This window comes from Sphingomonas sp. UV9, from assembly GCF_004101245.1.
Lineage (GTDB): Bacteria > Pseudomonadota > Alphaproteobacteria > Sphingomonadales > Sphingomonadaceae > Sphingomonas.
The window spans coordinates 82969-107564 of the sequence record NZ_SCIN01000003.1; the positions used below are offsets into that span (position 1 = coordinate 82969).

The following is a 24596-nucleotide window of genomic DNA, read 5'->3' on the forward strand; positions in this document are numbered from 1 at the left end:
CATAGTGTTACATTTTTATCGCGGTCGCGTTACCGGCGTAGGAGGAAGACCGCGTGCTCGGCCAGCAGGTTCGCCGCCGCCGCCCCGGTGCGTTTTTCCCCCGACAGGAACCACGCATCCTCGACGATGATGCCGCGCGCTTTCACGAAGCTGCGGAAATCGTCGATCGTGACGTGGTGGATGTTGGGCGTGTCGTACCAGCTCTCGGGCAATTGCCGCGTCACCGGCATCCGCCCGCCCCACAGCAGCGACAGCCGCACGCGCCAATGCGCGAAATTTGGGAAGCTGACGAACGCGCGCCGACCGATCCGAAGCAGATGATCGAGCACCAGGTCAGGCGCGCGTGCGGTCTGCAGCGTCTGGCTGAGGATGGCGTAATCGAAGCTGCCGTCGGGATAGCCGGCGAGGTCGATATCCGCGTCACCCTGGATCACCGACAACCCGCGTGCGACCGCCGAGGCGACGTTGCGCGCGTCGATCTCCAGCCCGCGCGCATCGACGTCCCGGGTGTCGCGGAGCGCCGCCATCAGCGCACCGTCGCCACAGCCGATATCGAGCACCCGACTCCCTTGCGCGACGTTCTCGGCGATGACGGCCAGGTCGGTCCGCAATGTTTCGGGGGGCGTCATGATGCGGTCCGTAAGTGCTCGGCGAGGCCCGGTGCAAGCCGCTCCATGTAGCGATCGGCGCGGACCAGCGGATGAAAGCCGAGGTCTGCATACACGCCGTGCGCGTCGGCCGTGACCAGCCCGATCCGCCGCAGTCCGGCGAACGACGGGTGATCGAGGAACCAGCTCACCATTCGCCGCCCAAGCCCCTGCCCGCGCACCGACTCCTCGACCCAGACGTCCGCGAGCCACGCGAACGTCGCGTGATCGGTGATCATTCGCGCAAACCCGACTTGCAGGCCGGCTTGGTATGCGCCGAGGCAATGCGAGCCGGCGATCGCGCGTTCGACCAGCGACCGCTCGATGCCGGGCGACCAGTAACTGCTCGCCAACCACGCGTGGATGCGGTCGATCTGCAACTTGGCCGCGTCGTCGGAGAGAATGAGCGTCATCGCCCGGCCCTCAGGAAGCCGTCGACGACCCGGTTCAGGTCGGGCGCCTCCAGCAGGAACGCGTCATGGCCATACGGGCTCGACAGTTCGACGAAGCTGACCGGCGCACCGGCCGCGTTCAAGGCTTGGACGATCGCGCGCGATTCGGCGGTCGGATATAGCCAGTCGGTGTCGAAGCTCACGAGGCAGAACCGCGATTTGGTTGCGCGGAAGGCGTTGGCGAGCAGGCCGCCATGCTCCTCCGCTAGATCGAAATAATCCATCGCCCGCGTGATGTAGAGATAGGAGTTGGCGTCGAACCGGTCGGTGAACGCTAGGCCCTGGTGCCGCAGATAGCTCTCGACCTGGAAATCGGCGTCGAACCCGAACGACTTCGCATCCCGTGCTTGCAACCGCCGCCCGAACTTCTCGGTCAGCCCGGCTTCCGACAGATACGTGATGTGCGCCGCCATCCGCGCGACAGCCAGCCCCGCGGTCGGTGCGTCGTCGTCGTGATAGTCGCCGCCGCGCCAGTTCGGATCGGCCATCACGGCTTGGCGCCCAACCTCGTGGAACGCGATGTTCTGCGCGGTATGGCGCGCGGTCGAGGCGATCACGACGCACGCCTTCACCCGGTCGGGGAAGGTCGCGGGCCAGCTCAGCGCCTGCATCCCGCCCATCGATCCGCCGACCACCGCGTGCAGCACGCCGATGCCGAGATGATCGAGCAGCATGCCTTGCGCACGCACCATGTCGCGGATCGTGATGACCGGGAACGCCATCGCCCAGGGGCGGCCGGTCGCCGGGTTGATCGTCGCCGGCCCCGACGATCCCATGCAGCTGCCAAGCACGTTTGCGCAGACGACGAAGTGGCGGGCGGGGTCGATCGGCTTCCCCTCGCCGACCATGCGGGTCCACCAGCCGGGTTTGCCGGTGCGGGGGTGGTGCGACGCGACGTGCTGGTCGCCGGTGAGTGCGTGGCAGATCAGGACGGCGTTCGAGGCGTCGGCGTTGAGCGTGCCGTAGGTCTCATACGCGATGTCCACGGGCGACAGCAGCACGCCGCCGTCGAGCCTGAGCGGCCCCGGCAGGGTCACGCGCCGCGCGAGACCGAAGCGGCTGTCGATGGTGTGGTCGATGACAGGCGTGTCGGGCATGCCGCGCGCTACCATAAGCGCGCGCGGTCGCACCAGCGTGCAGTCGTCAGCATCCTCTATCCTCCCCCGCCAGGGGGAGGATCATCCGAAGGGCACGGCCACCAATCTTTGCAGCCGATCAACACACATCGTATCCACGCACAAATATTTGCCACCGCGCCACCGCGACCGCTATGCCCCGCGACCATGACCAACATCATGCCCGCACCCGCGCCGAAGCCCTGGATCCTGGGGATCGCGCCGTACACGCCCGGCCGCTCGACGACCGACGATGGCCGCACCGTGATCAAGCTGTCGTCGAACGAGAATCCGCTCGGCACCAGCCCCGCCGCCAAGGCCGCGTTCGATGCCGCCGACCGCACGCTGGAACGCTATCCCGACGCCGGCGCGACCGAACTGCGCGAGGCGCTGGCCGCGCATTACGACCTCGATCCGGCGCGCGTGATCTACGGCACCGGTTCGGACGAGATCCTCCACCTCGTCGCGGGTGCCTATGCGGGTCCCGGCGACGAGATCATCCACGTCCGCTACGGTTTTGCGGTCTACGAGATCGCCACGCGCCGGGTCGGCGCCGAGCCCGTCATCGTCGACGACCGCGACTATGCCACCGACGTCGACGCGATCCTCGCCGCCGTGACCGAGCGTACCCGCGTCGTGTTCGTCGCCAATCCGAACAACCCGACCGGCACGTTCACGTCGCGCACGGAAATCGCGCGCCTGCATGCCGGCCTGCCGAAGTCGGTGCTGCTGGTGCTCGACCAGGCCTATGCCGAATATCTGTCGCCCGAAGAGGATGATGCGGGTCTCGCGCTGGCGATGACCGAGGCGAACGTGCTCGTCACGCGAACCTTCTCGAAGATCCACGGGCTTGCGGCGGAGCGGATCGGCTGGGGCTATGCCTGCGGACCGATCATCGACGCGATGCACCGCATCCGCGCGCCCTTCAACGTCACGACCGCGGGCCAGGCGGCAGCGGTCGCGGCGCTGGCCGACACCGGCTTCGTCGATGCGACCCGCGCGCACAACGATATGTGGCGTGGCTGGTTCGTCGAGCAGGTCGAGCAGATGGGCAATGCGGGGCTGCGCTGCGTGCCGTCAAAAGCGAACTTCGTGCTGATCCTGTTCGAGGGCACGCTGACCGCCGACGCGGCGTATCACGGGCTGATGGAGGCGGGGTATATCGTCCGCTGGCTGCCCGGCCAGGGCCTGCCCAACGCGCTGCGCATCACGATCGGCACCGAGGACGAGACGCGCGGCGTGATCGCGGCATTGCGCGCGCTGGTCGAGCGCGCCTGAATGCTGCCGTTCGCGCGCGTCACGATCATCGGGCTGGGACTGATCGGCTCGTCGGTGGCGCGCGCGATCCAGGCGACGATGCCGACGGTGCGCGTCACCGGCTATGACGCCGACGAGAGCGTGCGCGAGACGGCGGATCGGCTGGGCTTCTGCGATGACGTCGCGGGATCGGCCGGCGCGGCGGTGATCGATGCCGATCTGGTGATCCTGTGCGTACCCGTCGGAATCATGGGCGCGGTGGCGAGCGAGTTCGCCGCGGACCTCCCCGCCGATGCGATCGTCAGCGACGTGGGGAGCTGCAAGGCGGAGATCGCCCGTGCACTGACCCAGGCCTTGCCCAACGCTACCGTGATCCCCGCGCACCCGGTCGCGGGCACCGAGCGCAGCGGCCCCGAGGCCGGCTTCGCGACGCTGTTTCGTCACCGCTGGTGCATCGTCACGCCACCCGAAGGCGCCGACCCGGTCGCGATTGAGCGCGTCTCGGAATTCTGGCGGCGGCTAGGTGCGGAGGTCGAGACGATGGCGCCCGAGCATCACGACCGCGTCCTCGCCGTCACCAGCCATCTGCCGCATCTGATCGCCTATACGATCGTCGGCACCGCGGGCGATCTGGAGGAAGTGACGCAGTCGGAGGTCATCAAATACTCCGCCGGCGGGTTCCGCGATTTCACCCGAATCGCCGCGTCGGACCCGACGATGTGGCGCGACATCTTCCTCAACAACCGCGAAGCGGTGCTGGAAATGCTCCAGCGCTTCTCGGAGGATCTGAGCCATCTCCAGCGCGCGATCCGCTGGGGCGATGGCGACGCGCTGCACGACCTGTTCACCCGCACCCGCACGATCCGCCGCAGCATCGTCGAACAGGGTCAGGATGACGACGTCCCCGATTTCGGCCGCACGCACGAATAACGGGATACCCATCCCGGGGAGGTCGGGGTGGTAAACTTCTAGTCGAGCGCGTTCATCGCCGCATGGACGCGCTGTTCGGCTTCCTCGCGCGGCAGGCCCGGCGGGACGACTTCGCCGAACCGGAAGGTGATGACGCCCGGCAGCTTCGGCCCCTTTTTCGGCCAGACGAGCCCGCTGTCGCACGCGATCGGCACCGTCGGCATCTTCAGCGCACGGTAGAGGCCAGCAAAGCCCGGCTTCAATGGCGGATGCTCACCGGGCAAGACGCGTGTTCCCTCGGGGAAGATCAGGATCGAGCGGCCCGTCGCCTTGGCCGCGCTCGCTTCGCGCATCATGTTGCGCATCGCCTTGGCCGACGCCTCGCGGTCGACCACGATCGCGCCATACCGCCGCGCTGCCCAGCCCCAGGCCGGGATATCCGCGAGTTCGCGCTTCAACACGATCGCCGGGCCGTCGAGCAAACCCTGCAATTCCAGCGTCTCGAACATCGCCTGATGCTTGCACGCATAGAAGGCCGGCTCGGTCGGCCGCGTCCCCTCGATCCGGATATGCACGCCCAGGATCACGCGCGCGCACCAGCGGTGAAACCGCGTCCAGATCGTCGAATGCACGATCACCGCGCGCGATCCGAACAGCGCGGAGATCGGCACGGTCACCACGATCGGCACCGAAATCGTGTAGAAAACGAGCATGAACGCCCAGTTGCGCAACCAAATCATCCGCCAAATCCAATCCACAACGCGATCCGGCGCAGGATCAACTTGTTATATTCGTTGACCAACGTCCCGAGGCGCGGCGTGCCCGGCACGCCGTCGCCGAGGATCACGACATTCTTGTCGAGCGCCGCCGACAGTTCCATCCGCGCCCGCGCGACATGCCAGTCCGACGTCACCAGCCGTACCGATCGGTATTTGTGCACCCGCACCCACTGCGCGGTCTCCTCCGCGTTCGAGCGCGTATCGACCGCGTCCGCCCCGAGATCGATACAGCAGGCGAACAAGGCGGGCGACGTGCGATACTCCAGCGCGAGATCGATCGGTCGCACCCCCGGCGCGACGCCGGTCACGAGCATCCGCTTCGCCTGGTGATCGCGCAGCAGCGCGATGCCGCGATCGATTCGCCCGGCGCCGCCGGTCGGCACGACGATCGCATCCGAGGTGAAGCCGTCCAGCGGCTGGGGCAGCATCAGCATGAATACCGCGAACCCGAATGCCCAGGCGAGGCCGAGGATACCGAACAGCCGGACGATCACAGGATGTGCCTCAACGCGCGGACGATCGTCACGCGTGCCGCCAGTGTAGCCAGGATCACGAACGCGATCGGGAGCAAGGCAAGCACCACCCAATCCACCCCGCCGAGCGTTACGCCGCCGAGCAGTTCGGAGCCCAACCCGTGCAACCGGATGCCGATGAACGCGACCACCAGCAACGCGCCCACCCCGCCGCCGACGCCGCCGATCGTCGCATCGAGCGCGATCCGCCGCTGGAACAGCCGCGCGACCTGAAGATCGGTCGAGCCGAGCATGTGCATGACCGCGATCGTCGCGCGGTGCGTCTCGAGCCCGGCGCGCGCCGCCAGCACGACGACCGCCGCGGTCGCGCTCGCCATCAGCAGGACCAGTGCCAGCGCAAGGAAGGTCAGCGAGCGCATCACGTCGTTGACCGGGGACATCCAGCTTTCGTGGCGATCGACGCGGACGGTCGGGTTCAGACGCCGAACCATGGCCGCGACGCGCGTGGCCGCCGCTTCGTCCTGAGCGGCAAGGTCGACATCGATCATGGCCGGCACCGGCAATTGCGGATCGGCACCGTCCGAGCCGAGCCAGGGTTGCAGCAGCCGCGTCAATTCCGCGCGGTCGACCGGCATAGCGCGCGCCACCGCCGGCATCTTGCGCAACGCAGCGAGAACGCGCGCCGCGGCAACGTCGCGGCGTACCGGATCGCCATCGACGATCTGCACCGTCAGCCGCCCCGCCAACTGCCGATCGAGCAGCCGCGCCGCCCCTGCCGTCGCGAGCCCCAAGGCCGCCGCCAGCATCGTCAGGAACAGCATGATCGCCATCACCCACGTCATCGCGCGCAGGCCGCCCGCTTCGTCGAGCACGCGGCGTTCGGCCGAGGATCGGGCCTTCGACGCGATCATGAATCGGGCCGCGTCGGCGGATAACGGAGCGCCCCCGTCGGATCGAGCAGCCTTCCGCGATCGAGCCGCATCATCTGCGCCCCCGGTATCCGCCCGAGCAGATGGAAGTCGTGCGTCGCGACGACCACGGTCGTGCCCAGCTTGTTGAGCGATTCGAACAGATGCAGAAGCCGCTCGGCCATGTCGGGATCGACGTTACCGGTCGGCTCGTCCGCCACCAGGATCTCCGGCCGGGCGATCACCGCGCGCGCGATTGCGACGCGCTGTTGCTCGCCGCCCGACAGCGTGGCCGGACGCGCATCGGCACGCTCGGCAAGCCCGACCCAGGCGAGCATCTCGCGCACCGGCTGTTCGATATCCGCCTCGGGCATGCCGGCAACCCGCAACGGCAGCGCGATATTGTCCCAGGTCGACAGATGCGGCACGAGCCGGAAATCCTGGAACACGACGCCGATCCGGCGGCGAAAACCCGGCAGGCGATCGCGTGACAGCACCACTGCATCCTCGCCGAACAGCCGGATGACGCCGCGCGTCGGCCGTTGCGCGAGATACAGCAGCTTGAGCAACGAGGTCTTGCCGGCGCCACTCGCACCGGTAAGAAAATAGAACGCGCCGCTCCGCAACGTGAAGCTGACGTCTGAGAGCGTCTCGGGTCCAGCGTCCGGACCGGTGCCGTAACGAAGCCCGACATTCTCGAATTGGACGATATTCGCCATGACGGTGTTGCGCCCGCTCTCGCCCGCTTGATGCCCGTGCCAATGCCCGTAACGGCGCTTTCGCATGAAAGCGCGGGCCGCTTCAAGCTTGCCACATCCGGCGGTGGCGTGCTTATTCGCCGCTAGAACGGTCGCGCCCCGGCGGCCGCTGGTAAAGCGTGTCCATGATCCTCCAATGTCCCGAGTGCAGCACCCGCTATCTGGTGCCCGACAGCGCGATCGGGACCGACGGACGGACCGTGCGCTGCGCCAATTGCCGGCATAGCTGGTTCCAGGCCGCCGCGTCGGTGGTCGAGGGCGCGCTCGACCTGCCCGAACCGACCCCACTTCCGCCTGCACCACCGCCGTTGGCCCCGCTGGCGCGGACGCCGATCGCAGAGCCGGCGGAACGATTCGTGCCCTTTGCGCCCCCTGCGCCGACGACGGCCGCGCCGACGACGGCCGCGCCGGCGACGCCCGAGCCGGTGAGTGCGCCCACCTATGCCGCGCCGACCTTCCCGCCGGTAACCGAGCAGGCCCCCTTCCGCCCGCGTCGCAATACCACGCGCCGCTGGACGATCGTGGCCGTGCTCGCCGGGCTGCTGATGCTGATCGCGGCGGGAGCGATCGTGTATCTCGGCGCGCCGGGCGTGGCCGCGAAGCTCGGCATCGGCGTTGCGACCGACGAAAGCCCCCTGCGACTGCGCGACAATCCGATCGAGCGGCGCGAACTCGACAATGGCTCGGAGCTGTTCGCAGTCAGTGGCCAGGTGACCAACCCGTCCAACCAGCGCCAGCGCGTGCCCGACATCCGCGCCGAACTCCGCGATGCGCAGGGGCGGCTGGTGTATAGCTGGACGATCACCCCGCAACAGCGGACGCTGGCGCCGGGCGGCGCGATCGATTTCAACTCGGCAACGCTGAACGTGCCGGCGAACTCGAAGCGGCTGGAACTGAGCTTCGCGGGCGAGGCGACGCGGTAATTCTTCAATCCTCCCCCTGGCGGGGCCGGATACACTAGGTGCGCCGCAACCGTCGGCTCACGATCCAGAACCGCCCGCCGTGCAGCACCGCCGCCGTCAGCATCCCGAGCCCGGATGCATAGACCAGCGCCATCGGCCCGACCCCCGCGCGCACCATCCACCAGCCTGCGCCGCCGGTGACGATGAAATACGCGACGATGCTGTTCACCCCTGCCACAACCTGATCGCCGAGCGAGCGAAGCGCGTACACCAGCACCACCTGCGCGCCGTCGAACAGGATGAACGGCGCCCAGACCGGCAGCATCGCCAACGCAACGGCGTGGGTGGCCGCGTCGGCTGGAAACGCCGCGACGATCGGACTACGCGCAACGATCAGGACGATTCCGCACACGCCCAGCGCGAGCATCGACAGCCCGGTCGCGATCAGCGCGCGCGAGATACCGCCTTTCGGGTCTCCCTCGCCGACCGCGTTGCCCACCCGCACCCCGCATGCGGAACCCAGCCCCAACGCCAGCCCGAACGTGACGTTGTGGACCGAAAAGACGATCTGGAACGCATGGGCGACGTCGTCGCCGAACTGCGTCGACAGCGCGATCAGGATCGAGAAGCCGGCAAGCTCCAGCCCCGACGCGACCGCGGGGACGATCCCGAACACCGCGAGCGCGGCGATTCCGGCCGGCACGCCGCGCCACGCCGCAAGATCGGTTCGCCGAACGCCGCGTTCCCTGGCTCGCGGCAAGGTCAGCGCGGCGGCGATCATGCCGATCGCGCCGAGACCCGATGCGATCGCAGTCGCCGTTGCAGCACCGACCGCCCCCATCGCCGGCAACCCGAGATGACCACCCGACATCGCCCAGGCCAGCAGCGCGTTGAGCGGCAGGATCGACAGGTTGACCACCGCGACGCGCCGCGGTCGGCTGACGCCCTCCAGGAAGAAGCTGGCGGCGACGATCATCAGCTGCGGCGGATAGGTGAACGCCATCACCCGCACGACTCGTCCCGCCGGCTCGACCAATGCGGGCGCGACACCGATCCCGGCCAGCATCGTATCCGCGAACACGAACATCACCGCGCCGACCACCAGCCCCAGCAACAGTCCCAGTACCAGCCCTTCGCGCAAGATCTGCCCGGTCCGTGGCAGGTCCCCCGCCCCGTCGGCACGCGCGGCATGGACGAGTACGCCCGACAGCCATGCGAGTCCGGTGACGATCGCGATGAACGTCAGCGAACGGCTCGCGCCCAGCGCGGCCACCTCGTGCGCGCCGACCAGCCCGACCACGATCACGTCGGTGACGTGCAGGATCGTCCAGTTGAGGCTGGTCAGCATCACCGGCCAAGCGAGCGCGAGAACGCGCCGCGTTTCGGCCTTCAGATCGGAGGAAGGAAGTGGTGCGGGCATCGTTCGCGGTACCGGACGAACGCTTTTTCGCAAAGGCCGTTGCGTGATGCGGAAAGCCTTGCTAGTGGCGCTCGCCTACCAGATGCCGGGTCCGCCCGGTGATGTTTCATGGGCGGCCATGGCGGAACTGGTAGACGCGCAACGTTGAGGTCGTTGTGGGCGAAAGCCCGTGGAAGTTCGAGTCTTCTTGGCCGCACCATTTTCCCGATAGAATGAACCACCCTTTCGAGGGGCACCCCTGTGATTGCGACCCCTGTGATTGCGACTCATGGCGCGATCGTGCGTTGGCCGCGTGGAGGAATTGCATGAGTTCGATCGACGATACGATCATCGAAACGCCCGAGGGCCCGATGACGTTTGCGCAGTGGAAGAAGAAGAACCCGGTCCAGCTGCCATCGCGGCGGACCAAGGGCAAGAAGCTGCCGAACAAGGTGAAGCTGACGACCGACGAGACATAGCGCGCATTGGGGTCGATCGGTCGGTGCCGACGATAGCCATGTTCCCCCCCCGACAGCAGGGCTCGGGTTTGGCTCAGTCCGATCGAGCGCGATGAACGGCCGGAGTGGAACCCGATCCGGCCCTGCCCTCGCTAAAGCGTTTCGGTCCCGTCCGGCCCTTCCTTGTCGCCACCCCAACGCAACGCTACATCGCGGCCGTGAAGATCGTATCCTGGAACATCAACTCGGTCCGTTTCCGGATCGCCATCGTCGAGCAGTTCCTGCGTGACGAGCAACCCGACATCCTGTGCCTGCAGGAGACCAAGGTCATCGATGGCGACTTCCCGTTGGAGGCCTTCCGCGCGCTCGGCTACGAGCACATCGTCCTGCACGGCCAGCGCATGCACCACGGCGTGGCGATCCTCAGCCGGGTACCCATCGTCGAGGACGACCGCTTTGACTGGCAGGCGAACAGCGAGGCACGTCACATCGGCGTACGGCTGGAGAACGGCGTACGGCTCGAAAACGTCTACGTCCCCGCTGGCGGCGATGTGCCCGACCGCGCGGTGAACCCGAAGTTCGGCCAGAAGCTCGACTTCATCGAACGCATGACGCGTTGGTCGGAAACGCTCCCCGGCCCGACGATCCTGGTCGGCGACTTCAACATCGCGCCGCTCGAATCGGACGTGTGGAGCCACAAGCAGTTGCTCGACGTCGTCAGCCACACACCCATCGAGGTCGAAGCACTGGCCAAGTTGCAGGCGGCGGGCGACTGGGTCGATCTCGGCCGCCGCTTTCACCCTGCCCCTGCCCGCCTGTTCACGTGGTGGAGCTACCGCGCCAAGGATTGGGAAGCGTCGGACCGCGGGCGTCGGCTTGATCACATGTGGGCGACCGGTGCCGCCGCGGACGCCGCAGTGTCGCACCATGTCTACGAGCGCTGCCGGAGCTGGCTGAAGCCGTCCGACCACGTCCCGATCATGACCGAGTTCGCGTTTTGAACCCGCGCGCCTCCGCCCGGGCGGTCGATGCATTGCGGCGTGGCTGGCCGATCGCGATCGACGGGCTGGTTCTGCTGGCGGTGGAGACGGCGGATGCCGAGCGGTTGGCCGCGTTCGATCCCGATGCGCAGGGCGGCGTGCTGATCTCGTCGGGGCGTGCGGCGACGTTGAAGCTGGCGAACCAGTTGGCGGCCGCGGACCCTACCGAGCCGGTACTGGTCGACCGCGCGCCGTGGATCGACTTTGCCGCGGCAACCGCGTTGGCCGATCCGCAGTTCGACCTCGCGACACCGATGAAGGGGCCCTTTCGTACGGTCGCGGTGGCCGATCCTGCCGCGGCGGCTGCAGCCTTGCGCCTTGCGCGGATCGCCGGGCTGTTGCCGGCCTTCTTCCTCGGCACCGGTGAACCCGAAGTGTCGATAACGCACGCCGATATCGACGCGCATGAGGATGCGAACCGCCTGACGCTGGCAGCACGTGCGCGGTTGCCGGTCGAAGGCGCCGAGGATGCGGAGATCGTTGCGTTCCGGTCGCCGGAGAGCGCCGACGAGCATATCGCGCTGCTGATCGGACAGCCCAATGGCCAGCCGCCGCTGGTTCGGTTGCATAGCGAGTGCCTGACGGGCGACGTGCTCGGCAGCCTGAAATGCGATTGCGGGCCTCAATTGCACGCCGCGATCCACGCGATCCAGCATAACGGCTGGGGCATCCTGCTCTATCTGCGGCAGGAGGGGCGCGGGATCGGTCTGGTGAACAAGCTGCGCGCCTATGCCTTGCAGGACCAGGGCTTCGATACCGTCGACGCGAACACGCGGCTTGGCTTTGCGGTCGATGCGCGCGATTTCGGCGTGGCGGCGCGGATGCTGACGTTGCTGGGGCAGCGCGAGGTGCGATTGCTGACCAACAACCCGGCCAAGGTTGCGGGGCTGGAAGCAGCCGGCGTGGCGGTGATCGAGCGCGTGCCGCATTTCCTGCCGTCGAACCCGCATAACGCGCAGTATCTTGCAACAAAGCGCGATCGTACCGGACACCAGTTCTGACCGATATTCCACCCTCCCGGCGCCTGATCGTCGTGTTCGGCGCCGCCGTTCGTCCCGATGGCAGCCCTAGCCCGACGCTCGCGCGGCGCATCGCGTTCGCGGCGGCCGCGGCGGCGCGGTATGTCGATGCCGACCTGTTCTGCTCCGGCGCGAAGGGGACGCATGGGCCTTCGGAAGCGTCGGTGATGGCGGAGGTGCTGGCCGAGACGGTCGATCGGTCGCGGATTCACCTCGACGAGGCGAGCGTGGACACATTGCAAAGCGTCGTCGCGGCGACCGCGTTCGCCCGCGCCGGCGACTATGCGCAGTGCATGATCTGCACCGACGGCTATCACCAGCCGCGCATCCGCATGCTGTTCGCGATGCTCGGTATGCCCGCAAGCACGATCCACGTGCCGCATGGCGGCAGCCGTCGGTACCAGCTCAAGATGCGCACGCGCGAGGCGGCGGCGATCCCGTATGACCTGGTGGCGGGGATCGGCGCGATCTGGCGGCGCAAGCGGGGGTGGGGGCTACCGCGGATTCGTTGAGCAAACATATGCCTTGAGCGAGCACTTCCCCGGCGAAGGCCGGGGTCCAGTTGGGAAGGTTGATGTAACGTAGGTCCGTCCGCCGTTACTCCCGTCCCCCAGCTGGACCCCGGCCTTCGCCGGGGAGGTGTAGTTAAAGGAGGGGATACCGGCTGGCCTGATCCTAGATCCAAAAACCGCCGTCAGACGTGCCCGAGCAACCGCGTCACGTCGTCGAAATCATCGGCCGAGGCATCGACCCCGATCGCCTTTAGGCGCTCGCCGTGGTCCGGCGCGCAGTGCGATCCCGCCGATAACCCAATGACATACCCGCCCGATGCCACCGCGCCGGTCGCGCCGACGGGGGAGTCTTCGAGGATCGCCGTCCGCGCGATGTCGACGCCGAGTTGGCGTGCGCCGAACAGGTACAGGTCCGGCGCCGGCTTGCCGTTCGTCACGTGTTCGCGGCCGCTGTAGAGGTGGTCGCCGAACGCGTCGCGCAGGCCGATATGGTCGAGATGCCGTGCGATCCAGCTGACCGGGCTCGACGAGACGATCGCCTTGGGAAGGTCCGCCGGCAGCGAGCGGACGAACGCCACCGCGCCCTCGATCGCATCGATGCCCGCCGCCATCACGCGGTCGTCCTCGGCTTTCCGCGCGGCATAGAAGTCTTCGGGGAGAGGTCGGTCGATCCAGCGTTCGATCGCGTCGATGAACTGCGGGCCGGCAAGTCCCATGAAGTTCGCCATCGACTCGGCGGCGGTCGTCGGATGCCCCGCTGCGGTAAGCCATTCGGCGATGTGGCGGTTGCCGAGGGACTCGCTGTCGATCAGGACGCCGTCGAAGTCGAACAGGAGTGCGTCGAACTTCACGCCGCGACACCCCGCGCGCCGAACAGCGCGCTGCCGATCCGGACATGAGTCGCGCCGATCGTCACTGCTGTTTCGAAATCGTCGGACATCCCCATGCTGAGGCCGGTCAGGCCGTTATCCCGCGCTAGTTTTGCCAACAGCGCGAAATACGGTGCCGGCTCGATGTCGGCGGGGGGCAGGCACATCAGCCCGGCGATCGGTAGTCCGGCGGCGCGCGCCTTCGCGACCAGCGCAGGGAGATCGGCGATCGCGCAGCCGCCCTTTTGCGGTTCGTCGCCGATGTTGACCTGGAGGAAACAGTCCGGGCGGCGATCGCTCGCGGCCATCGCCTTGCCCAGCGCCTCGACCAGCGACGGGCGGTCGACCGCGTGGATGCAGTCGAACAGCGCCACGGCTTCCGCCGCCTTGTTCGACTGGAGCTGGCCGATCAGGTGCAACTCAACGTCGGGATAGGCCGCGCGCAATGCGGGCCATTTCTCCGCCGCCTCCTGGACACGATTCTCGCCGAACACGCGCTGGCCCAGGGCGAGCAGCGGTTCGATCGCCTCGACCGGGTGCGTTTTGGAGACCGCGATCAGCGTGACGTCGGTCACGCGGCGGTCGGCGATCTCGGCGGCCTTGGCGATCCGGGTGCGGATGGACGCGAGCGGCGTGGTGTCGTCAGATGTCATGCCGGGCGCTATAGGCAGCGGCGTGTCGCTTCGAAAGCCCATCCCCGCGCGCTGGCTGATGACCGATGAGCGGATGGGTGACGCAATGTGGCCTGCTCTACGCCGGTTGCCGCCGGGGTCTGGGGTGGTGTTGCGCCATTATGCCACGCCTGAGCGGGAGCGGCGCGTGATGTTGCGGCGGGTAAAGCGCGTTGCGTTTGCACGGGGACTTGTCCTGGTGGTGGCCGGTGCGTCGTCGATCGGGGCCGATGGGGTGCATGGCCGGGCACGGACTCGAAAGACTTCCGGGATCAGGACCTGGCCGGCGCATGATCGTGTCGAGGCCCTGGCCGGGCAGCGCGCGGGCGCAGATGCGCTGTTCGTGTCGCCGGTTCATGCCACGCGGTCGCACGCGGGGACGTCCGGACTTGGATCTGCGCGGGCGATGCGGATCGGGCGCGGGCTTGGGATACCCGTGATCGCGCTTGGGGGAATGGACGAGTCACGCTGGCAGCGGGTTCGCCGTTTCGGATTTCACGGCTGGGCCGCGATAGACGCCTGGATTTGCTAGACTTGGTCGCCCGCTGGATCCAAACGCGCGACAAACGGTAGCTTAGAAGCGGAACGCGGTGCCCAGATAGACGGCTTGGCTGTCGCGGCGATTGTCGTCGACCTTGACGAAGCGCTCGCGGTCCGAACGATACCTTACCCCTGCCGTCACGGCCAGGTTACGCGTCAGCGAGTAGGAGCCGCCGAGATCGACCGAATAGCTCGGTGTTTCCTCGATCAGGTTCGGCGTGTTCGCCAGCGGACGATCCGCGGCGGCCTTGACGGTGCCGCTGAACCGCTTGGCACTGTAGCTGATCGCCAGATCGGCCGCTTGGCGGCTGCCCGGCAAACCACCAAGATCGAGCTTGTTTACGTCGCCCGAGATCGCGAACCGCTTCCAGCCGACCGACATACCGAGATTATACGCGATCGGGGCGATGCCGACAGTCGGCGTCGTCGACGCGAGGCTTGCCGTGTTTGCGATGCCGCGGTTGGTCTGCGCACGGACCGCGACGGTTACCGCGCGGTTGTCCTGCCGGGTTTCGGCGGGGGTGAAGCGGAAGCTGCCAGCGTCGAAGCCGCCACGCGCGAACATGGCTGCGAGACGGGGATCGGCAGCGGCGGGGGTGAACGAACCGATGCCGCGGACGGCGGCGACGTTGCGCTTGGCGATGCGGGCGGTCTGTTCGCTGGCGCCGAACGCGGGCGCGACGATAGCAGCGGTGGCGACAAGCGCCCCGGCAACCATCCCGAATATTCCCCCACGCGTCATCACAACGAATCTGTCCTTCGAATCCCGTAATCGGATCCTCGTGAAACCGCGTCTAACATGAATTGATCCACCGCAAAGGCCACAGGACCTGCGGATTGCCCTGTTTGTCGCCGAATTGTCGGACAGTGTTGCAATCAGCACACAGATCGCCGCGATACCGCTACAGTATCGAGCCGCGGGGTCGCTGATCGGACCACGACATCGCGCGCCGTTCCGTGCACCGGCGTCAGCTTGCGGGCACGCAGGCTGGCCTGTAGAGCAAAGCCAGATTTTCTTGCCAGGATGATGCCCATGTTCCGCCGCTCGCGTATCGCAGTCGTGCTGTTTGCCCTGCCCCTCGTCGCTTGCGGCGGCGGTTCGGCCCGCCCCAAGGCGGATCTCGCCGCGTCGAAGATCACGACGATCGGCGTCAACAGCTATCTGTGGCGCGCGAGCCTCGACACGCTTGGCTTCATGCCATTGCTGCAGACCGACTCCAACGGCGGCGTGATCGTCACCGACTGGTACATCAACCCGCAGACGCCGACGGAGCGGATGAAGGTGACCGTCTCGATCCTCGACCAGGATCTGCGCGCCGATGCGCTGCGCGTCGCCGCTCTCCGCGAAGTCAACCGCGGCGGCCAGTGGGTCTCGTCGCCGGTTCAGGCTGCGACCACGCAGAAGCTGGAAGATATCATCCTGACCAAGGCCCGCGACCTGCGCCGTGCCTCGATCGCGGGCTGAGGACTAAATAATGGCGTCGCGTTTCAATGCGTTGAAGGCGGACGCGGCGTGGCAGAAAGTCTGGGACGAGCGCAAGACGTTCGCCGCCGACGACCTGTCGACCAAGCCGCGTTCGTACGTGCTCGAGATGTTCCCCTATCCGTCGGGGCGCATCCATATGGGGCATGTCCGGAACTACACGATGGGCGACGTGCTCGCGCGGTTCCGTCGGATGAAGGGCATGGAAGTGCTCCATCCGATGGGCTGGGACGCGTTCGGCATGCCCGCCGAGAATGCGGCGATGGAAAAGGGCGTGCATCCGGGCAACTGGACGCGCGCCAACATCGCGACAATGAAGGCACAGCTGAAGCGCCTCGGCTTCGCGCTGGACTGGACGCGCGAACTGGCGACGTGCGAGCCTGAGTATTACGGGCACGAACAGGCGCTGTTCCTCGATCTGTTCGCGGCGGGGCTGGTCTACCGCAAGGAATCTGCGGTCAACTGGGATCCGGTCGACATGACCGTGCTCGCCAACGAGCAGGTGATCGACGGGCGCGGCTGGCGCTCGGGCGCGCTGGTCGAGCGGCGCAAGCTGTCGCAGTGGTTCCTGAAGATCACCGACTTCGCCGACGAGCTGGTCGACGGCCTCGGCGCGCTCAAGCATTGGCCCGACAAGGTCAAGCTGATGCAGGAAAACTGGATCGGCCGCAGCCAGGGGTTGCAGTTCAAGTTCGCGCTGGCGGGCAACGTGACCGGGATCGACTCGGTCGACGTGTTCACCACGCGCCCCGACACGATGTTCGGATCGAGCTTCGTCGCGGTTGCCGCCGATCATCCGATCGCGCGCGCGATCGCCGAGACGAACCCTGACGCTGCCGCCTTCATCGAGCTATGCAAGCGTGGCGGCACCACCGCGGCCGAGCTCGACACGCAGGAGAAGTTGGGCTTCGATACCGGCCTGCGCGCGGTTCATCCGCTTGATACGGCGTGGGAACTCCCCGTTTACATCGCGAACTTCGTGCTCATGGACTACGGCACCGGCGCGGTGTTCGGCGTACCCGCGCACGACCAGCGCGATCTCGATTTCGCGCGCAAATACGACCTTCCCGTCAAGCGAGTCGTCAGCGACGGCGACGAGGACGCGCCCGTGTTCGTCGGCGACACCGCCTGGACCGGCGCCGGCGCCCTCGTGAACTCGCACTTCCTCGACGGGATGGACATCGAGGACGCCAAGCGCGTCGTGATCGAACGCGCCGAGGGCGAAGGCTGGGGCAAGGGCACGACCGTGTTCCGCCTGCGCGACTGGGGCGTCAGCCGCCAGCGTTACTGGGGCACGCCGATCCCGATCATCCACTGCGACGCATGCGGCGCGGTGCCGGTGCCCAAGAACCAGCTGCCGATCGTGCTGCCCGAGGATGTCTCGTTCGACATCCCCGGCAACCCGCTCGATCGCCATCCGACCTGGAAGAGCGTCCCCTGCCCTGCTTGCGGCGGCGATGCGCGACGCGAGACCGATACGCTCGACACGTTCGTCGATTCGTCTTGGTATTTCATCCGTTTCGCCAGCCAGCCAGACGCGAAACCGTTCGACCGGACGGGCGCGGAGAAGTGGCTGCCGGTCAACCAGTATATCGGCGGCGTCGAGCATGCGATCCTGCATCTGCTCTATGCGCGCTTCTGGACGCGCGCGCTGAAGCATATCGGCATGCTCGACATCGCCGAGCCGTTCGCCGGGCTGTTCACGCAGGGCATGGTCACGCACGAGACGTATAGCCGAGGCGACGCCGGCGACGCGCAGCCCGAAGTCGAAACCGACGAAGACGACGATTCGAGCGACGCGCCGGTGAAGACGAAGTGGCTGTCTCCCGACGAGGTCCGCAAGACGGATTCAGGGTATATCGAGATCGCGACCGGCGGCCCTGTAACGGTCGGTCGCGTGACGAAGATGTCGAAGTCGAAGAAGAACACCGTCGATCCCGAGCCGATCGTCGACCAGTACGGCGCCGACGCGGTGCGCTGGTTCGTGCTCTCCGACTCGCCGCCCGAGCGCGATCTGCCATGGAGCGAATCCGGGATCGAAGGTGCTTGGCGGTTCGTCCAGCGTCTCTGGCGGCTGATCGAGTCCGATGGCGCAGCGAAAGCCGAAGGGGACGACATCGCACTGCGCAAGCTGTGCCACCGCACCACGGTCGGTATCGAGAGCGATATCAACGCCTTGCAGTTCAACAAGGCGGTCGCGCGGCTCTATTCGCTGTGCAGCGCGATCGAGAAGGCCGCGCCCTCCGCCGACCGCGAAGAGGCGATCCGCACGTTGCTGCTGCTCGTCAGCCCGATGGTCCCGCACGTTGCCGAGGAAGCCTGGGCGACAGGAGGCAACGACGGCCTGATCGCCGACGCCGCGTGGCCGATCGTCGATCCGGCGATGCTGGTCGACGACGAGGTCACGATCGCGGTGCAGGTCAACGGCAAGCTGCGCGATACGCTGGTGTTCCCCAAGGGCGCACCGAAGGACGCGGTCGAAGCCGCCGCGCTCGCGTCCGAGAAGATCGTCCGCCTGCTCGAGGGCAAGCCGCCCCGGAAAGTGATCGTCGTGCCCGACCGTCTCGTGAACATCGTCGCATGAACCGCGCCCGGCTCCTTGCCACGGCACTCGTCCTGACCTCCACGCTGTCGGGCTGCGGCCTGCACCCACTGTACGCGGGCGGCAGCAGCGGCCCGGTTGCAGGCGCGCTCGGCCAGGTCGAGATCGCGCCGATCGCCGGCAAGAACGGCTGGCTGATGGCGACCGCTTTGCGCGACCGCCTGCCCTCGAACGGCGCGCCGGCGGTGTACCGGATCGACATCCGGCTCGACGACGAGATCAGCGGCCTCGGCGTCCGCACCGACGACAGCGTCTCGCGCGAACGCCGGACTCTGCGCGCGCGCTATCAGCTCGTGCGGGTCGGCGATGGCTCGGTGCTGCTCGACGCGACCGCGGGCTCGGATGCCGGCATCGACGTCGTCCGCTCCGAATATGCGACGATCGCGGCGGAGAACACCGCGCTCGAACGCCTGTCGGGCATCGTCGCGGACCAGATCGTCGCGCGCATCGCGCTCTATGCCCGCAACACGCCCGCCATCTCGGCCGCGCAGGGCAGCGCACCGGCAAAGTGAAGGCCAGCGCCGGCCAGATCCGCGGCGCGCTGGCCAAGCCGGGCGCCGACATCCGCCTGTATCTGCTCCACGGACCCGACGAGGCAGGCGCCAGCGATCTCGCGCGGGTCCTGGCCAAGGCGATGGGGGCCGATGCCGAGCGCGTCGATCTCGACGGCTCGACGCTCAAGGGCGATCCCGGCCGATTGACCGACGAAGCCGCCTCGCTATCGCTGTTCGCGGGTGCGCGGTTCGTCCGCGTCGCGTCGGCGGGCGAGGAAAGCCTCGAAGCCTTCACCAATTTGCTCGCGGCCGAGCGCGTCGGCAACCCGGTCGTGGCGATCGCGCCGACGGTCAAATCGACCTCCAAAATCGTCAAGCTCGCGATCGAGTCTCCGCGTGCGATGGCGTTCGCCTGCTACGCGCCCACCGCGCAGGACGCCGAGCGCCTTGCAACGACGATCGCCGGTGAGAATGGCTTGCGCCCTGCCCCAGGGGTCGCGCGGCGCCTGGTCGATACGACTGGTGGCGACCGTGCGGTGATGTCGCGCGAGATTGAGAAGCTCGCGCTGTATCTCGATGCCGCACCCGATCGGCCAACGGACCTCGATCATCACGCGCTGGACGCTGTGGGTGCAGATCTCGGCGATGCGGAGATGAGCCGCGCGATCGATGCGGTGATCGAGGGACGGGTCGACGATCTGGGCGCCGAACTCGCGGTTCTCGAAGAGGCGGGCACGTCGCCGATCCCGTGGCTCCGCCAACTCGTCCGCCGCCTGATCGCGCTCGCCGAGATGCGCGGCGATATCGACCGGGGCGACGCGGTCGACGCGGTGATGAAACGCCACCGGGTGTTCTTCAAGGAAGAGGCCAGCACCGCGCGGTCGCTGCGCCGCTGGTCCCCGACGATGCTCGCCACCGCGATCCAGCGCGTGCGGACTGCAGAACGCGCGATCATGGCGTCGGGGAATGCTGGGTCGGTCGTGGCGGAAGTGGCCGTGGTGGCACTCTCGCAAGCGATCGCGCGGCGGAACTAGTCCGCACGCTTTCCCCTACCCCCGTTCGTCCTTCGATACGCCATCTCGATACGCGGCGATGCCCCTACTCGATGGCTACTCAGGACGAACGGGTTTGGGATCAGCGTGGCTCAGATCGCCCCACCGGTCAGCCGCTGGCACACCATATCGAGCTGGTCCAATGTCGAATAACTGAGGGTCAGCGTGCCCCCCGTCTCGGTATGCGCGACGCGAACCTGTAGCCCGAGCAAATCCGCCAACTGGCGTTCGAGCGCCGCGATATCAGCGTCAGGGATACGCGGTTCGGCCGGCTTGCCGCTGCGGTTGCGCCCGGGCTTGGCCTCGCGCGCCAACTTCTCGGTTTCGCGCACCGACAGCCCGCGCGAGACGACCTGGTCCGCCAGAGCCTCGACATCGGGCGAGCCGAGCAGTGCCCGCGCATGGCCCATCGACAGCGATCCATCGACGACCTGCGACTGCACCTGCGCCGGCAATTCCAGCAACCGCAGCAGGTTCGCGACGTGGCTGCGCGACTTGTGGACGATCTTGGCGAGCACCTCCTGCGTGTGGCCATATTCGCCCGCCAACCGCTGATACGCCTGTGCCTCTTCGATCGCGTTGAGGTCCTCGCGCTGGATGTTCTCGATCAGCGCGATCTCGAGCGTCTCGGCATCGTCGAAGTCGCGGACGACGACCGGCACCTCGTGCAGCCGCGCGCGCTGCGCCGCCCGCCAACGCCGCTCGCCCGCGACGATCTGATAGTCGTGGCCATGCGGGCGGACGACGATCGGCTGGATCAGCCCGCGCGAGGCGATCGACGCGGCCAGCTCGTCGAGCATCGCCTCGTCGAAATGGCGGCGCGGCTGGTCGGGATGCGGCGACAGCGAACTGACCGGCAGCATCCGCACGCCGGACGATTGCTGCGCTGCACCATCGGCAGAGACCGGTGTCTCGCGCGCCATCTCGCCCAGCAGTGCGTTGAGGCCCCTGCCCAGCCCCGGCCGACCGCGTTTGTTGCCGTCGCTCATGCCGCGGCCTGCGCGGTAGCGGGAAGCCGGCCGATAAGCTCGCGGGCCAGCGCGATATACGCCTGCGACCCCGAGCAGCGATGGTCGTAGATCAACGCAGGGAGCCCGTGGCTCGGCGCCTCGGACAGGCGCACGTTGCGCGGGATCACCGTCTCGAACACCACTTTCCCCAATACCGCACGCACGTCCGCCGAAACCTGGTCGGTCAGCCGGTTGCGCCGATCGAACATCGTCAGCGCGACGCCGAGGATCGACAACCCCGGATTGAACCGCTGGCGAATGCGTTCGACCGTGCTCAGCAACTGCGACAACCCCTCCAGCGCAAAGAACTCGCACTGCAGCGGCACGAGCAACGAGTCCGCCGCGACCATCGCATTGATCGTCAGAAGCCCGAGCGAGGGCGGGCAATCGATCAGCGCGATATCCCACGGCCCCTGCGCCGCCTTGATCGCCCGATCCAGCCGATGCGTGCGCGCATCGAAATCGACCAGTTCGATCTCGGCGCCAGACAGGTCGACCGTCGCCGGGACGATATCGAGCCGGGGCACACGCGTGTGCACTACCGCTTCGGCGATCGACGTCTCGCCGATCAGCACGTCATAGCTCGATCGCTCGCGCTGCGCATGGCCGATGCCTAGCCCGGTCGATGCGTTGCCCTGCGGATCGAGATCGACCAGCAGCACGCGCATCCCCGTCGCCGCGAGCGCAGTCGCGAGGTTGATGGCACTGGTGGTCTTGCCCACCCCGCCCTTCTGATTGGCGACCGCGATGGTGATCATCGCGCGCTTACCCGATCCAGAACCACGATCGACGACTCCGGGTTCGTGACGCTTTGTTCCACGTGGAACATAAACCGCCAATGCTGCTTGAGCGCGGCAAGCTCCTCTTCATCGAAACGCCCCCGAGGAAGCAGCCACCGCGTCTGCGTTGTGGCGCAGTGCGCCGCGCCACGCAAAAGGTTTTGCAGCGATGCCACCGCACGAGCCGAAATGATCGTTGCGTCGGCCGTCGCATTCTCCACCTTGGAGGCGTGGACGCGGACCTGCTCGCCGAGACCGAGACGCGCAACGCAGAGCTGAAGGAAGTCCGCGCGCCGACGCCGGGGTTCGACGAGGTCGACCGGACCTTCGCGAACGAGCGCGACGACCATCCCGGGGAAGCCGCCACCGGTACCGATATCAACCCAGCGCTTCGCCGCGGTGTCCTCGCTGGCCAGTGCAACGAGCTGAAGCGAGTCGACGACATGGCGGTCCCAGATCGTCGGGATCGTCGACGGTGCGATCAAATTCTGGTGCGGCGCTTCCTCGACGACCATCGCAACGAACGCCGCCAGCCGCTCGGTCGCCGCTGCCCCGAACCGCTCGGTGGCCCAGGCCTGTGCGTCGTCTTCGGTCATGCGGTTGCTCGTTTCGTATGTAACAGGACGGCCGACAACGCGGCCGGCGTGATGCCGCGTACGCGTGCCGCGGCCGCTAGAGAGGTTGGTCGCGCAGCGCTCAAGCGGTCGATCATCTCGTTCGATAGTCCCGGTACGCGTGCATAAGAGAGATCTTCCGGCAAGCGGATCGCCTCGTCGGCACGCAGCCGTGCAACTTCCTGTGCCTGGCGTTCGATATACGGGGCGTAGCACGCGTCCTCTAACACTTCGTCAACGACCACAGCCGGGATACCTGCCGCAGCCTCCGGCGCGACATGCGCCAGCGTGACGCCTTCGAACCGGAGCCAGTCGAATGCGGTCCGCCGCGCGCCATCGCGGCCGATCGCCACGCCCTGATCCGCGACATGGGTTGCAGTCCGCTCGGTATCCAGCGCCGACCTGAAGCGCGCACGATCCTCGGCAAGCGCGTGCTGATGCGCGAGACGCTCCGCCCCCAGACACCCTGCGGCTTCGGCGATACCGCCAAGTCGGGTCTCGGCATTGTCCGCACGGAGCGAGAGGCGGAACTCCGCGCGGGCGGTGAGCATGCGGTAGGGTTCGGTGACCCCCTGCAAGGTCAGGTCGTCGATCATTACGCCGAGATAGCTTGAGGCGCGATCGAGGATGACCGGTGCCAAGTCGCAAGCATAGGCCGCCGCATTGAGTCCAGCGACGAGGCCCTGCCCCGCCGCTTCCTCATACCCGGTCGTGCCGTTGATCTGGCCGGCGCAGAACACGCCTTCGATCGCGCCGAGCGCGAGCCGCGTGTCGAGCGCGCGCGGATCGATGTAATCATATTCGACCGCGTAGCCCGGCATCGTCATCGTGACGCGTTCGAGCCCTGGAATGCTGGCGAGCATCTCGGCCTGGACCTCGACCGGGAGCGAGGTCGATAAACCGTTTGGATAGACCGTCGCGTCGTCGAGCCCCTCGGGTTCGAGGAAAATCTGGTGACCGTCGCGGTCGCCGAAGCGGTGGACCTTGTCCTCGATCGACGGACAATAGCGCGGACCCGCCGCCTCGATCGCGCCGGTGAACAGCGGCGACCGATGGAAGGCGTCGCGGATGATCGCGTGGCTCCGGTCGGTAGTCCGCGTGATGGCGCAGGCGATCTGCGGGAGTTGCCGCGCCTGCGTCATTGGCGACATCGTCCACGGATCGAGATCCGACGGCTGCTCGGCGAGCGCACCCCAGTCGATCGTGCGACCGTCGAGCCGGGGCGGCGTACCCGTCTTCAGCCGCGCCATCGGCAGGTCGCAAGCGCGGAGCTGATCCGCCAGCGGCTTGGCCGCGCGTTCGCCGATCCGGCCGCCCTCCTCGCGGTCATCGCCCCGGAAGATACGGCCGCCGAGGAACGTACCCGTTGCAAGAACGACCGCGCGGGCTGCGACAATCGAGCCATCTGCGAGAACGATTCCCGCCACGCGATTACCGTCGAGATGCAGCGCAGTCGCTTCACCCTCGACGATGTGTAGTCCTTCGGTCGCCGCCAACATCGCCTGGATCGCGCCCGCATACAGCCGACGATCGGCCTGGATGCGAGGGCCCTGCACCGCCGAGCCCTTGCTGCGATTGAGCATCCGGTAGTGGATCGCCGCGGCATCCGACGCGCGACCGATCAAGCCGTCGAATGCATCGACTTCGCGGACCATGTGGCCCTTGCCGAGGCCGCCAATCGCGGGATTGCAGGACATCGCGCCGATATGCCGCGCGTCGAACGACACGAGCGCGGTACGCGCGCCCCTGCGCGCCGCCGCGGCTGCGGCTTCGGTTCCGGCATGGCCTCCGCCAACCACCACTACATCGAACATGTTGTTGCCCTAGAGCGACGCGGTGATCGCGTCAAAGATG

General features: G+C 67.3%; 27 protein-coding genes and 1 tRNA gene. 13 read left to right on the forward strand and 15 right to left on the reverse strand.

The features are described from left to right. Positions 1 to 29: 29 nt before the first annotated feature. From metW to EQZ23_RS12730, 3 genes are read right to left on the reverse strand one after another with little or no spacing between them, the layout of a single operon-like run. Complete coding sequence (gene metW / locus EQZ23_RS12720; protein WP_128454837.1) at positions 30 to 629, reverse strand: methionine biosynthesis protein MetW; 600 nt, start codon at positions 627 to 629, stop codon at positions 30 to 32. Then, positions 626 to 1060 carry a GNAT family N-acetyltransferase gene (locus EQZ23_RS12725; RefSeq protein ID WP_128454838.1) on the reverse strand — a complete coding sequence of 145 codons (435 nt, stop codon included), beginning with the start codon at positions 1058 to 1060 and terminating at the stop codon, positions 626 to 628. The genes metW and EQZ23_RS12725 overlap by 4 nt, the downstream gene beginning before the upstream one ends. Beyond that, positions 1057 to 2196 carry a homoserine O-acetyltransferase gene (locus EQZ23_RS12730; protein WP_128454839.1) on the reverse strand — a complete coding sequence of 380 codons (1140 nt, stop codon included), beginning with the start codon at positions 2194 to 2196 and terminating at the stop codon, positions 1057 to 1059. Before EQZ23_RS12730 ends, EQZ23_RS12725 begins: the two co-directional genes overlap by 4 nt. Before the next feature lie 186 nt (positions 2197 to 2382). Here EQZ23_RS12730 and hisC point away from each other — a divergent pair, with 186 nt between their 5' ends. Together hisC and EQZ23_RS12740 are read left to right on the forward strand one after the other, a co-directional pair. Then, positions 2383 to 3492, forward strand: a complete 1110-nt coding sequence (gene hisC, locus EQZ23_RS12735) for a histidinol-phosphate transaminase (RefSeq protein WP_240663561.1) — start codon at positions 2383 to 2385, stop codon at positions 3490 to 3492. After that, the gene (locus EQZ23_RS12740) at positions 3493 to 4401 is read left to right on the forward strand and encodes a prephenate/arogenate dehydrogenase family protein (RefSeq protein WP_128454840.1); all 909 of its coding nucleotides are present in this window, start codon (positions 3493 to 3495) and stop codon (positions 4399 to 4401) included. It abuts the gene before it with no gap. Positions 4402 to 4439: 38 nt separating this feature from the next. On the opposite strand, the gene EQZ23_RS12745 is transcribed toward EQZ23_RS12740, so the two are convergent. From EQZ23_RS12745 to ftsE, 4 genes are read right to left on the reverse strand one after another with little or no spacing between them, the layout of a single operon-like run. Next, positions 4440 to 5120 (reverse strand): 1-acyl-sn-glycerol-3-phosphate acyltransferase, encoded by a 681-nt coding sequence (locus EQZ23_RS12745; RefSeq protein ID WP_128454841.1) that lies wholly within the window; start codon positions 5118 to 5120, stop codon positions 4440 to 4442. Then, the gene (locus EQZ23_RS12750; protein ID WP_128454842.1) at positions 5117 to 5653 is read right to left on the reverse strand and encodes a YdcF family protein; all 537 of its coding nucleotides are present in this window, start codon (positions 5651 to 5653) and stop codon (positions 5117 to 5119) included. Before EQZ23_RS12750 ends, EQZ23_RS12745 begins: the two co-directional genes overlap by 4 nt. Continuing rightward, positions 5650 to 6543, reverse strand: coding sequence for a permease (locus tag EQZ23_RS12755; protein ID WP_128454843.1), 894 nt, complete (start codon positions 6541 to 6543; stop codon positions 5650 to 5652). Before EQZ23_RS12755 ends, EQZ23_RS12750 begins: the two co-directional genes overlap by 4 nt. After that, positions 6540 to 7259, reverse strand: coding sequence for a cell division ATP-binding protein FtsE (gene ftsE, locus EQZ23_RS12760; RefSeq protein ID WP_128455567.1), 720 nt, complete (start codon positions 7257 to 7259; stop codon positions 6540 to 6542). Before ftsE ends, EQZ23_RS12755 begins: the two co-directional genes overlap by 4 nt. Positions 7260 to 7423: 164 nt before the next feature. On the opposite strand from ftsE, the gene EQZ23_RS12765 reads away from it, so the two are divergent. Next, complete coding sequence (locus tag EQZ23_RS12765; protein WP_128454844.1) at positions 7424 to 8221, forward strand: MJ0042-type zinc finger domain-containing protein; 798 nt, start codon at positions 7424 to 7426, stop codon at positions 8219 to 8221. A 34-nt stretch (positions 8222 to 8255) separates the two neighbouring features. Here EQZ23_RS12765 and EQZ23_RS12770 read toward each other — a convergent pair whose 3' ends face one another. Further along, the gene (locus EQZ23_RS12770; protein WP_240663562.1) at positions 8256 to 9620 is read right to left on the reverse strand and encodes an MATE family efflux transporter; all 1365 of its coding nucleotides are present in this window, start codon (positions 9618 to 9620) and stop codon (positions 8256 to 8258) included. A gap of 112 nt (positions 9621 to 9732) precedes the next feature. On the opposite strand from EQZ23_RS12770, the gene EQZ23_RS12775 reads away from it, so the two are divergent. The 5 genes from EQZ23_RS12775 to EQZ23_RS12790 all read left to right on the forward strand — a co-directional run bounded on the left by EQZ23_RS12775 (position 9733) and on the right by EQZ23_RS12790 (position 12628). Continuing rightward, positions 9733 to 9819 (forward strand) — tRNA-Leu (locus tag EQZ23_RS12775). A 106-nt stretch (positions 9820 to 9925) separates the two neighbouring features. Next, positions 9926 to 10078, forward strand: coding sequence for a hypothetical protein (locus EQZ23_RS19845; protein ID WP_164913449.1), 153 nt, complete (start codon positions 9926 to 9928; stop codon positions 10076 to 10078). Positions 10079 to 10275: 197 nt separating this feature from the next. After that, positions 10276 to 11058, forward strand: coding sequence for an exodeoxyribonuclease III (locus tag EQZ23_RS12780; protein ID WP_128454845.1), 783 nt, complete (start codon positions 10276 to 10278; stop codon positions 11056 to 11058). Beyond that, complete coding sequence (gene ribA / locus EQZ23_RS12785; protein ID WP_128454846.1) at positions 11055 to 12098, forward strand: GTP cyclohydrolase II; 1044 nt, start codon at positions 11055 to 11057, stop codon at positions 12096 to 12098. Before EQZ23_RS12780 ends, ribA begins: the two co-directional genes overlap by 4 nt. 32 nt (positions 12099 to 12130) lie before the next feature. Next, positions 12131 to 12628 (forward strand): YdcF family protein, encoded by a 498-nt coding sequence (locus tag EQZ23_RS12790; RefSeq protein WP_164913450.1) that lies wholly within the window; start codon positions 12131 to 12133, stop codon positions 12626 to 12628. A gap of 182 nt (positions 12629 to 12810) precedes the next feature. Here the strand turns inward: EQZ23_RS12790 and EQZ23_RS12795 are convergent, their stop codons facing one another. Continuing rightward, positions 12811 to 13479 (reverse strand): HAD family phosphatase, encoded by a 669-nt coding sequence (locus tag EQZ23_RS12795; protein ID WP_128454848.1) that lies wholly within the window; start codon positions 13477 to 13479, stop codon positions 12811 to 12813. Continuing rightward, positions 13476 to 14150: a YggS family pyridoxal phosphate-dependent enzyme gene (locus EQZ23_RS12800; protein ID WP_128454849.1), complete on the reverse strand. Its 675-nt coding sequence runs from the start codon at positions 14148 to 14150 to the stop codon at positions 13476 to 13478. The genes EQZ23_RS12795 and EQZ23_RS12800 overlap by 4 nt, the downstream gene beginning before the upstream one ends. Before the next feature lie 85 nt (positions 14151 to 14235). Between EQZ23_RS12800 and EQZ23_RS12805 the strand changes: the two genes are divergently transcribed. Continuing rightward, positions 14236 to 14700 carry a thiamine phosphate synthase gene (locus tag EQZ23_RS12805; RefSeq protein ID WP_346427831.1) on the forward strand — a complete coding sequence of 155 codons (465 nt, stop codon included), beginning with the start codon at positions 14236 to 14238 and terminating at the stop codon, positions 14698 to 14700. Between the two features lie 42 nt (positions 14701 to 14742). Here the strand turns inward: EQZ23_RS12805 and EQZ23_RS12810 are convergent, their stop codons facing one another. Further along, complete coding sequence (locus EQZ23_RS12810; RefSeq protein WP_206364255.1) at positions 14743 to 15450, reverse strand: hypothetical protein; 708 nt, start codon at positions 15448 to 15450, stop codon at positions 14743 to 14745. A 291-nt stretch (positions 15451 to 15741) separates the two neighbouring features. On the opposite strand from EQZ23_RS12810, the gene EQZ23_RS12815 reads away from it, so the two are divergent. From EQZ23_RS12815 to holA, 4 genes are read left to right on the forward strand one after another with little or no spacing between them, the layout of a single operon-like run. Beyond that, complete coding sequence (locus EQZ23_RS12815) at positions 15742 to 16173, forward strand: DUF3576 domain-containing protein (protein WP_121886534.1); 432 nt, start codon at positions 15742 to 15744, stop codon at positions 16171 to 16173. Positions 16174 to 16183: 10 nt separating this feature from the next. After that, the gene (gene leuS / locus EQZ23_RS12820) at positions 16184 to 18775 is read left to right on the forward strand and encodes a leucine--tRNA ligase (RefSeq protein ID WP_128454850.1); all 2592 of its coding nucleotides are present in this window, start codon (positions 16184 to 16186) and stop codon (positions 18773 to 18775) included. Next, positions 18772 to 19305, forward strand: coding sequence for an LPS assembly lipoprotein LptE (lptE, locus tag EQZ23_RS12825; protein ID WP_128454851.1), 534 nt, complete (start codon positions 18772 to 18774; stop codon positions 19303 to 19305). Before leuS ends, lptE begins: the two co-directional genes overlap by 4 nt. Beyond that, positions 19302 to 20321 carry a DNA polymerase III subunit delta gene (gene holA, locus EQZ23_RS12830; RefSeq protein WP_128454852.1) on the forward strand — a complete coding sequence of 340 codons (1020 nt, stop codon included), beginning with the start codon at positions 19302 to 19304 and terminating at the stop codon, positions 20319 to 20321. Before lptE ends, holA begins: the two co-directional genes overlap by 4 nt. A gap of 110 nt (positions 20322 to 20431) precedes the next feature. On the opposite strand, the gene EQZ23_RS12835 is transcribed toward holA, so the two are convergent. From EQZ23_RS12835 to mnmG, 4 genes are read right to left on the reverse strand one after another with little or no spacing between them, the layout of a single operon-like run. Next, a complete protein-coding gene (locus tag EQZ23_RS12835) occupies positions 20432 to 21328 on the reverse strand; it encodes a ParB/RepB/Spo0J family partition protein (protein ID WP_128454853.1) in 897 nt (298 codons plus the stop codon). Beyond that, a complete protein-coding gene (locus tag EQZ23_RS12840) occupies positions 21325 to 22107 on the reverse strand; it encodes an AAA family ATPase (protein WP_128454854.1) in 783 nt (260 codons plus the stop codon). Before EQZ23_RS12840 ends, EQZ23_RS12835 begins: the two co-directional genes overlap by 4 nt. Beyond that, complete coding sequence (rsmG, locus tag EQZ23_RS12845) at positions 22104 to 22724, reverse strand: 16S rRNA (guanine(527)-N(7))-methyltransferase RsmG (protein WP_128454855.1); 621 nt, start codon at positions 22722 to 22724, stop codon at positions 22104 to 22106. The genes EQZ23_RS12840 and rsmG overlap by 4 nt, the downstream gene beginning before the upstream one ends. Beyond that, positions 22721 to 24556: a tRNA uridine-5-carboxymethylaminomethyl(34) synthesis enzyme MnmG gene (gene mnmG, locus EQZ23_RS12850; RefSeq protein ID WP_128454856.1), complete on the reverse strand. Its 1836-nt coding sequence runs from the start codon at positions 24554 to 24556 to the stop codon at positions 22721 to 22723. Before mnmG ends, rsmG begins: the two co-directional genes overlap by 4 nt. Positions 24557 to 24596 lie beyond the last annotated feature (40 nt).